A 7,540-nucleotide genomic window follows, 5' to 3' on the forward strand; every position below is an offset into this window, starting at 1 on the left:
CCGCCCCGCCCACGGCGTCCGTCCCGCCGACGGATCCCGCCTCCTCCACGGAGCCCGGATCTCCCGCCGAGCCCGCCCCGGCCGTGTCCTCCGCCCGGCCCGTCGAGCCGGGTGCGGGCGCCGGCCCGGCTTCGGCTCCCGACCCCGACGACGAGGACCTGGCCGGTGCCACTCCCCGCAGTGCCGCTCTCGCCGTCCGGCTGAGTGCCGAGCTGGCCCGGGAGGAGGCGGCGGGAACCTCCGCCGCCGGCGCGGGCACCGTCGCCCCCCGGGACGACCAGGCGCTCCCCCTCTTCCCGCTCCAGCCCCCGCGCACCGCACGTGAGCTGCTCGCCGATCACATCGCGGCGATGGTCTGCTGTGCCGCGATGGACACCGCGGACGCCACCCCCGGCCTCGACTGGCTCGACGGACCCGTGCTCCTCCTCGGCGGGGCACGGGCCACCGACCTCTCCTCCCAGGTCCTGGTCCTCATCGAGGACGGCGACCCCTCCGCCCTCCGGCTGTGGCTGACCCGGCAGGGCATACGCCCCGAGAAGCCCGTACGGCTCGTCTGAGCCGGCGGACCGCCTCCCCGGAGCTCCGGAGTCCGCCCTTCCGTTTTCGGTCAATTCAAGACGAACGGTGACGGAAGGCGTGCGCAATGTGATGTGCTTGGACCGTTCGCGCCCACTGGCAAGAGCACGCGACATACGACAACCACATAACACCGGGGAGGGGAGCGATCATGGGTTCGGAGCAGATCCGCCGCTGGGAATCGGGAGCACTGGCGCACGCCGTGAACGACCCCTTCGGACAGGGCCCCCTCCCGTGGCTGCGCGGCAGCGAGACGTACTTCGGCGACAGCGGCCAGGTCGTCCCCTGGTACGTGGACCCGGAGCCGTACACGGACGCGGAACGGGCCGCCGCTTGTGTTTTGAAACAGGGCGGCCCGAGGATCCCGGCCCCCCGAACCTCCTCCGACTCCGTCGGACCCCGCGCCGCCGACGACGTGCACCGCCAGATCAAGGGCTTCGCCTCCACCGGCGCGGTCGCCCCCGGCGACTCCATCGACTTCCACATCACCGTCGACCCGCCCCAGCCGTTCGACGTCGACGTCTACCGCATCGGTCACTACAGCGACCACGGCGCCACCAAGATCACCTCCAGCCCCCGCCTCTCCGGCATCGTGCAGCCGGCGCCGCTCACCGCCGACCGCACCGTCTCCTGCCACCACTGGTGGCTGTCCTGGCGGCTGCCGGTCCCGTCGTACTGGAGCGTCGGCGCGTACGTCGCCGTCCTCACCACCGCCGACGGCTACCGCTCGCACATCCCGTTCACCGTCCGCGACAACCGCCCCGCCGACCTCCTCCTGGTGCTGCCCGACGTCACCTGGCAGGCGTACAACCTCTACCCGGAGGACGGCCGCACCGGCGCGAGCCTCTACCACGCCTGGGACGAACAGGGCCGGCTGCTCGGCGAGGCCGACGCCGCCACCACCGTCTCCTTCGACCGCCCGTACGCGGGCGCCGGCCTCCCGCTGCACGTCGGCCACGCCTACGACGTCATCCGCTGGGCCGAGCGCTACGGCTACGACCTCGCCTACGCCGACGCCCGCGACCTGCACGCCGGCCGGATCGACCCCGCCCGCTACCGGGGCCTGATCTTCCCCGGCCACGACGAGTACTGGTCGGCCCCCATGCGCACCGCCGTGGAGCACGCCCGTGAGCACGGCACGTCCCTCGTCTTCCTCTCCGCCAACACCATGTACTGGCAGGTGGAGCTCGCCCCCTCCCCGTCCGGCCCCGCCCGCCTGCTGACCTGCCGCAAACGCCGGGGCCCGGGCAGACCCACGCTGTGGCGGGAGCAGGACCGCGCCGAACAGCAGCTGCTGGGCATCCAGTACGAAGGTCCCGTCCCGGAGCCGCACCCGCTGATCGTCCGCAACGCCGGCCACTGGATGTGGGAGGGGACCGGCGCGCAGGAGGGCGACGGCATCGAGGGCATGGTCGCGGCCGAGGCCGACCGCTACTACCCGCGCACCCCGCTGCCCGAGCACGAGGAACGCGTCCTGCTCGCCCACTCCCCGTACACCGACCGCCGGGGCGCCCGCCGCCACCAGGAGACGTCCCTCTACCGGGCACCCTCCGGCGCCTGGGTCTTCGCCTCCGGCACCTTCGCCTGGTCACCGGCCCTGGACCGCCCCGGCCACGTCGACGCCCGCGTCCAGCGCGCCACCGCCAACCTCCTGGACCGCATCTGCAAACGCGACTGACCCCGGGCCGCGACCGTTCGCCCCATACGGGAGAATCGAGTCACTTGGAAAGAACCACAAGGAGAAACCGTGTCCGGATTCGTCGAAAAGCCCGAGCCGATCCAGGTTCCGGGTCTGGTGCATCTGCACACCGGCAAGGTGCGCGAGCTGTACCGGAGCGAGGCGGGCGACCTCGTGATGGTCGCCAGTGACCGCATCTCCGCCTACGACTGGGTGCTGCCGACCGAGATCCCCGACAAGGGCCGGGTCCTCACCCAGCTCTCCCTGTGGTGGTTCGACCAGCTCGCCGACCTGCTCCCCAACCACGTCCTGAGCACCGCACTCCCGGACGGCGCCCCCGCCGACTGGGCCGGCCGCACCCTGGTCTGCAAGTCCCTGAACATGGTCCCGGTCGAGTGCGTGGCCCGCGGCTACCTCACCGGCTCGGGCCTGGCCGAGTACGACCAGTCCCGTACGGTCTGCGGCCTCGCCCTCCCCGAGGGCCTGGTGGACGGCTCCGAACTGCCCGCCCCGATCTTCACCCCGGCCACCAAGGCCGCCGTCGGCGAGCACGACGAGAACGTCTCCTACGAGGAGGTCGCCCGCCAGGTCGGCGCGGAGACCGCGGCCCAGCTGCGCCAGGCGACCCTCGCCGCCTACTCCCGCGCCCGGGACATCGCCCGCGACCGGGGCATCATCCTCGCGGACACCAAGTTCGAGTTCGGCTTCGACGGCGAGACCCTGGTCCTCGCGGACGAGGTGCTCACCCCGGACTCCTCCCGCTTCTGGCCGGCCGGGCAGTGGGAGCCGGGCCGCGCGCAGCCGTCGTACGACAAGCAGTTCGTGCGGGACTGGCTGACCTCCGCCGAGTCGGGCTGGGACCGCAGGAGCGAGCAGCCCCCGCCGCCGCTGCCGGAGCGGATCGTGGACGCGACCCGCACCAAGTACGTGGAGGCGTACGAGCGCCTGACCGGCACCACCTGGAGCTGAGCGCACGACGAAGGCCCCGGTCGATCGACCGGGGCCCCGATGTGGAGCGAACGACGAGGTTCGAACTCGCGACCTCAACCTTGGCAAGGTTGCGCTCTACCAACTGAGCTACGTTCGCATGCGCCGTGGCGCGACACCCACTATACCCAACCCCGCTCCCGTGCGAGACGGACCGCCGCATGACGATTCTCCGCGCCGAGCTTCGAGACGGCCGAGGAGAGGTAGTTCCGCACGGTCCCCTGGGACAGCGCGGCCCGCTCCGCGATCTCCGCCACGGGTGCCCCGTCCGCCGCGAGTTCCAGCACCTCGGCCTCGCGCGCGGTCAGCGGGGAGTCCCCGGCGGCGATCGCGTCGGCGGCCAACTCGGGGTCGACGTAACGGTTTCCCGCGTGCACCGTGCGGATGAGCTCCGCGAGCCGCTGGGCGCTGACGGTCTTGGGGACGAATCCCCGCACACCCGCCGCGAGCGCCCGCTTCAGATGGCCGGGCCGCCCGTGACCGGTCACGATCAGCACCCGGCAGCCGGGCAGTTCCGTCCGCAGGGATGTGGCGACCTTCACACCGTCCGCGCCGGGCATCTGCAGATCCAGTACGGCGACGTCGGGGGCGTGCGCCCGTGCCATCGCCAGCGCCTCGGGACCGGAGGCCGCCTCGGCGACCACGAGGAGGTCGTCCTCCAGGGAGAGCAGGGCGGCCAGCGCGCCCCGGATCAGGTGCTCGTCGTCGGCGAGCAGGACCCGGACGACGTCCGTCACGACGCGACCTCCAGCACCGTGTCCGCCGTGTCCGCCGCCAACGGGACCTCCGCGACCAGCCGGAACACGCCCTTGCCGGCCCCCTTGGCGTCCAGCGTGCCGCCCACCGCCGACAGCCGCTCCCGCAGCCCCGCCAGACCCGAGCCGCCCGCACCGGCCGGCCCGGTCCTGCCGGACGGAGCCGTGACCCCGTCGTTCTGCACCGTCAACACCACACGCCCCTCAGGCATCCGCACCGACACGGTGCACTTCTTCGCGTCCCCGTGCCGCAGCACGTTGGTGGTCGCCTCCCGCACGACCCAGCCGAGGGCCGACTGCACCTCGGTGGGCAGCCCGCCCGTCTCACCGCTCACCTCGCAGTCGATCCCGGCGGCCCTCAGCACCCCCCGCGCACCGCTGAGTTCGGCCTCCAGGTCGATCTCCCGGTAGCCGCGCACCACGTCGCGCACCTCCCGCTGGGACTCCTGGGCGATGCGCTGCACCTCGATCATCTGCTCCACCGCCTCGGGCCGCTCGCGCCGCGCGAGCTGGACGGCCAGCTCGCTCTTGAGCGCGATCACGGCGAGGTTCCTCCCCATCACGTCGTGCAGGTCCCGCCCGAACCGCAGCCGCTCCTCGGCGACCGCGAGCCGGGCCCGGGTCTCGCGCGCCTCGTCGAGCGCGAAGACGGCGTTGAGCAGCCAGACGGAGAAGACCGCGGTGAAGGCGAGGAAGCCGGCACCGGCCAGCACGATCGCGGACGTTCCCAGCGCGGTGAGAGCGGGCGCGCCCAGCAGCAGGAGCACGAGGAACGTCCCGGTCACGAACCCGCCGACGACGGCGAGGGCGCGCCGCCGGTCGCGCACCCCGAGCGTGACGATGCCCGCGCCGAAGCAGAGCACGCCCCCGAAGACCGAGCCCGCGACGGTGTCGACGCCGTCACCCGGCGGCCCGTGCTCCGCGACGGCGAGGGCGGCGACCGAGAGCGCCGCGGACAGGACACCGTGCGTCCACAGCAGCCGCAGGGGCTGGGGACGCCGTCCACGGGTCCAGTCCAGGGCCCGGGAGACGATCACCATGCCCAGCGCGGCGTGCGCGATGACCGGCAGCGACAGGGCGAGTGCGAGCCGTCCTCCCACCTGCCCGAAGGCGGGCAGGCCGATCGCGGCCATCTCGGAGAGGCAGACGGAGTGGAACGACCACCGCGTGTACGTCTCGACCTTCGCGGGTGTGCTCTTGCGCCCCCACCAGCCGCCCGGCCTGCCCATGTCCCGTCCCTCCCGCCCTCGCGCGCGTCAGTGCCTCGGCTCCCAGCGGAACCGCCGCCGTACAGCAAACACCGCCAGCAGGATCCAGGCCACCGCCGTCGCGAGGGCGCCGATCGTCTCGGCGGCCGACAGGTCGCCGGTCCAGCCGCCGCGCACCAGGGCGACGACGGGGGTCAGCGGCAGCAGTTCGCAGACCGAGGCCACCCGGTCGGGGAGCAGCTCCAGCGGGACGAACATGCCGGAGCCGATCATCGAGACGATCAGCAGCGGCATCGGCGTGACCTGCGCGCTCTCGGCGGTCCGGGTGAAGGCCGCGGTGACGGCCGCGAGGGCGGCGCACATCACGAGCCCCAACACCAGGCCCAGGACGGCCAGATGCGGCGCGGACGGTGCGGACATGTCCAGCAGCACCGCACAGGCCACGGCCAGCACCAGGCACTGCACCAGTCCGGTGAGGACGGACGGCAGCGCGGACCCGCCGAGGATCTCGGCGTCCCGCAGCTCGCCCGTGCGCAGCCGTTTGAGGACGAGTTCCTCGCGGCGGACGACGAAGACGCCGACGAGGGCGGAGTAGACGGCGAACAGCAGGGAGAAGCCGACGGCGGCGGGCAGCACCACGGTGCCGGGGGTCAGTCCCGCCTCGGCGAGGTCCATCTCCTCGGCCGCCGACCGCACGCTCAGCGGCAGCACCAGCGGCACGAACAGCGCGGCGACGAGGGTGCCCTTGCTCCGCCCCAGCAGCGTCAGTTCGGCGCGGGCGAGGGAGGTCATCCGGCTCATCGGTGTGGTCGTGGTCGTGCTCATGCCGCGTACTCCTTCGGCGCCGTCGTCCCCGCCGACGCGTCCTTGGCGATCCCGAGGAACGCCTCCTCCAGGGATGCCGACCGCACGTCCAGCCGGCGCAGTTCCACCCCGGCGCCGTGCGCCCACATCAGCAGTCCGGTGGCCGCCCGCTGCAGTTCGCGGGTGCGCAGCCGGACGGTCCGGCCGTCGACCGTGTGGTCGCTCACACCCAGTTCGGCGAGGGGCGGCAGGTCGCCCACGAAGTAGCCCTCGGGCAGTTCGAAGGTGATCCGGGACGGCTCGCTCGCGGTCACCTCGGCCGGGGTGCCGGTGGCGGCGATCCGGCCCTCGTGCATGATCGCGAGCCGGTCGGCGAGGTTCTCGGCCTCCTCCAGGTAGTGCGTGGTGAGCAGCACGGTCGTACCGCCGTCGCGCAGCGCGCCCACCAGCTCCCAGGTGTCCCGGCGGCCTTCGGCGTCGAGCCCGGTGGTGGGTTCGTCGAGGAAGAGCACCTCGGGGTCGCCGAGCAGTGCGAGCGCCAGGTCCAGGCGGCGCCGCTGGCCCCCGGAGAGCTGCTTCACCCGGACACCGGTCTTCGACTCCAGCCCGACCAGCGCCAGCACCTCCCGCTCGGGGCGGGCCCCGCTGACGCACCCCGCCCACATCCGGGCGGTCTCGGCGACGGTCAACTCGGAGGGGAACCCGCCTTCCTGGAGCATCACGCCGGTGCGGGGCCGTACGGCGGCGCGTTCGGCGTACGGGTCGTGGCCGAGCACCCGGACCCGCCCGCCGGCCGGGGCGGCGAGCCCCTCCAGCAGTTCGACGGTGGAGGTCTTGCCGGCGCCGTTGGTGCCCAGCAGGGCGAAGACCTCGCCGCGCCGCACCGAGAAGTCGATCCCGCGCACCGCTTCGAACCCGCCCCCGTAGACACGTCGCAGGCCGGTGACCTCGATCACGTGTTCGTGTTCGTTCGCTTCCATGCTTCGAGCATCCCGGCGGCCGGGGCGGCCCGGCAGTGCGGCCTGTCATCACCGGACATGACAAATGTCAGACGGGACTTGGGCGGGCGCACGACGAAGGCCCCGGTCGATGACCGGGGCCTTGATCTGGAGCGGACGACGAGGCTCGAACTCGCGACCTCAACCTTGGCAAGGTTGCGCTCTACCAACTGAGCTACGTCCGCATTGCCTCCGACCGGCTCTCGCCGATCGGCGCGAGCACCAGCCTACCCGATCCACAACGGTGATCGGTACGGCGGTGCGGAGCGGGTGACAGGAATTGCACACTGCGCCTTCCCCCTGGAAGGGGGATGTTCTACTACTGAACTACACCCGCGTGTACTCCGTGAGCCGGGCCTTTCGGCCTCGCCCCTCGGCGTGCTCCAGACTCTAGCTGATCAGCAGGGGTGCTGCGCAAGTCGGCTGCCGCGAGGGGCCGGTGACCGGCCGTCGGGGCGGGGCACCGGACCGGCCCCGACGGCCGCGCGCGCGGCCGGCTCACCGCGCCGCGGCGAACGCCTCGTAGACCTTCTT

General features: G+C 72.8%; 6 protein-coding genes, 3 tRNA genes and 1 pseudogene. 3 read left to right on the forward strand and 7 right to left on the reverse strand.

What is annotated here, in order from left to right; translation table 11 throughout:
- The 3 genes and pseudogenes from B7767_RS12375 to B7767_RS12385 all read left to right on the forward strand — a co-directional run.
- Positions 1–557: pseudogene (locus B7767_RS12375) on the forward strand (hypothetical protein); the annotation flags it as partial.
- A gap of 170 nt (positions 558–727) precedes the next feature.
- A complete protein-coding gene (locus B7767_RS12380; protein ID WP_085572243.1) occupies positions 728–2,254 on the forward strand; it encodes a N,N-dimethylformamidase beta subunit family domain-containing protein in 1,527 nt (508 codons plus the stop codon).
- 69 nt (positions 2,255–2,323) lie between these two features.
- On the forward strand, positions 2,324–3,223 hold the full coding sequence (locus B7767_RS12385; protein ID WP_085572244.1) for a phosphoribosylaminoimidazolesuccinocarboxamide synthase: 900 nt from the start codon (positions 2,324–2,326) through the stop codon (positions 3,221–3,223).
- Positions 3,224–3,265: 42 nt separating this feature from the next.
- Here the strand turns inward: B7767_RS12385 and B7767_RS12390 are convergent.
- From B7767_RS12390 to B7767_RS12420, 7 genes are all read right to left on the reverse strand, one after another.
- Positions 3,266–3,341 (reverse strand) — tRNA-Gly (locus B7767_RS12390).
- A 22-nt stretch (positions 3,342–3,363) separates the two neighbouring features.
- A complete protein-coding gene (locus B7767_RS12395; protein WP_085572245.1) occupies positions 3,364–3,978 on the reverse strand; it encodes a response regulator transcription factor in 615 nt (204 codons plus the stop codon).
- Positions 3,975–5,225 carry a sensor histidine kinase gene (locus tag B7767_RS12400; RefSeq protein WP_085572246.1) on the reverse strand — a complete coding sequence of 417 codons (1,251 nt, stop codon included), beginning with the start codon at positions 5,223–5,225 and terminating at the stop codon, positions 3,975–3,977. The genes B7767_RS12395 and B7767_RS12400 overlap by 4 nt, the downstream gene beginning before the upstream one ends.
- A gap of 27 nt (positions 5,226–5,252) precedes the next feature.
- Complete coding sequence (locus tag B7767_RS12405) at positions 5,253–6,029, reverse strand: ABC transporter permease (RefSeq protein WP_085572247.1); 777 nt, start codon at positions 6,027–6,029, stop codon at positions 5,253–5,255.
- On the reverse strand, positions 6,026–6,988 hold the full coding sequence (locus tag B7767_RS12410; RefSeq protein ID WP_085572248.1) for an ABC transporter ATP-binding protein: 963 nt from the start codon (positions 6,986–6,988) through the stop codon (positions 6,026–6,028). Before B7767_RS12410 ends, B7767_RS12405 begins: the two co-directional genes overlap by 4 nt.
- 127 nt (positions 6,989–7,115) lie before the next feature.
- Positions 7,116–7,191 (reverse strand) — tRNA-Gly (locus B7767_RS12415).
- Positions 7,192–7,271: 80 nt separating this feature from the next.
- A tRNA-Gly gene (locus B7767_RS12420) sits at positions 7,272–7,343 on the reverse strand.
- Positions 7,344–7,540: the final 197 nt, after the last annotated feature.

It is taken from the genome of Streptomyces sp. 13-12-16 (assembly GCF_002114215.1).
In the GTDB taxonomy this organism is placed as follows: Bacteria; Actinomycetota; Actinomycetes; order Streptomycetales; family Streptomycetaceae; genus Streptomyces.

What these genes read in the sequence shown, in the direction of transcription:
- B7767_RS12380 (WP_085572243.1), top strand. Translation starts at nt 728, where the DNA reads ATGGGTTCGGAGCAGATCCGCCGCTGGGAATCGGGAGCACTGGCGCAC.
- B7767_RS12400 (WP_085572246.1), bottom strand. Translation starts at nt 5,225, where the DNA reads ATGGGCAGGCCGGGCGGCTGGTGGGGGCGCAAGAGCACACCCGCGAAG.
- B7767_RS12405 (WP_085572247.1), bottom strand. Translation starts at nt 6,029, where the DNA reads ATGAGCACGACCACGACCACACCGATGAGCCGGATGACCTCCCTCGCC.
- B7767_RS12410 (WP_085572248.1), bottom strand. Translation starts at nt 6,988, where the DNA reads ATGGAAGCGAACGAACACGAACACGTGATCGAGGTCACCGGCCTGCGA.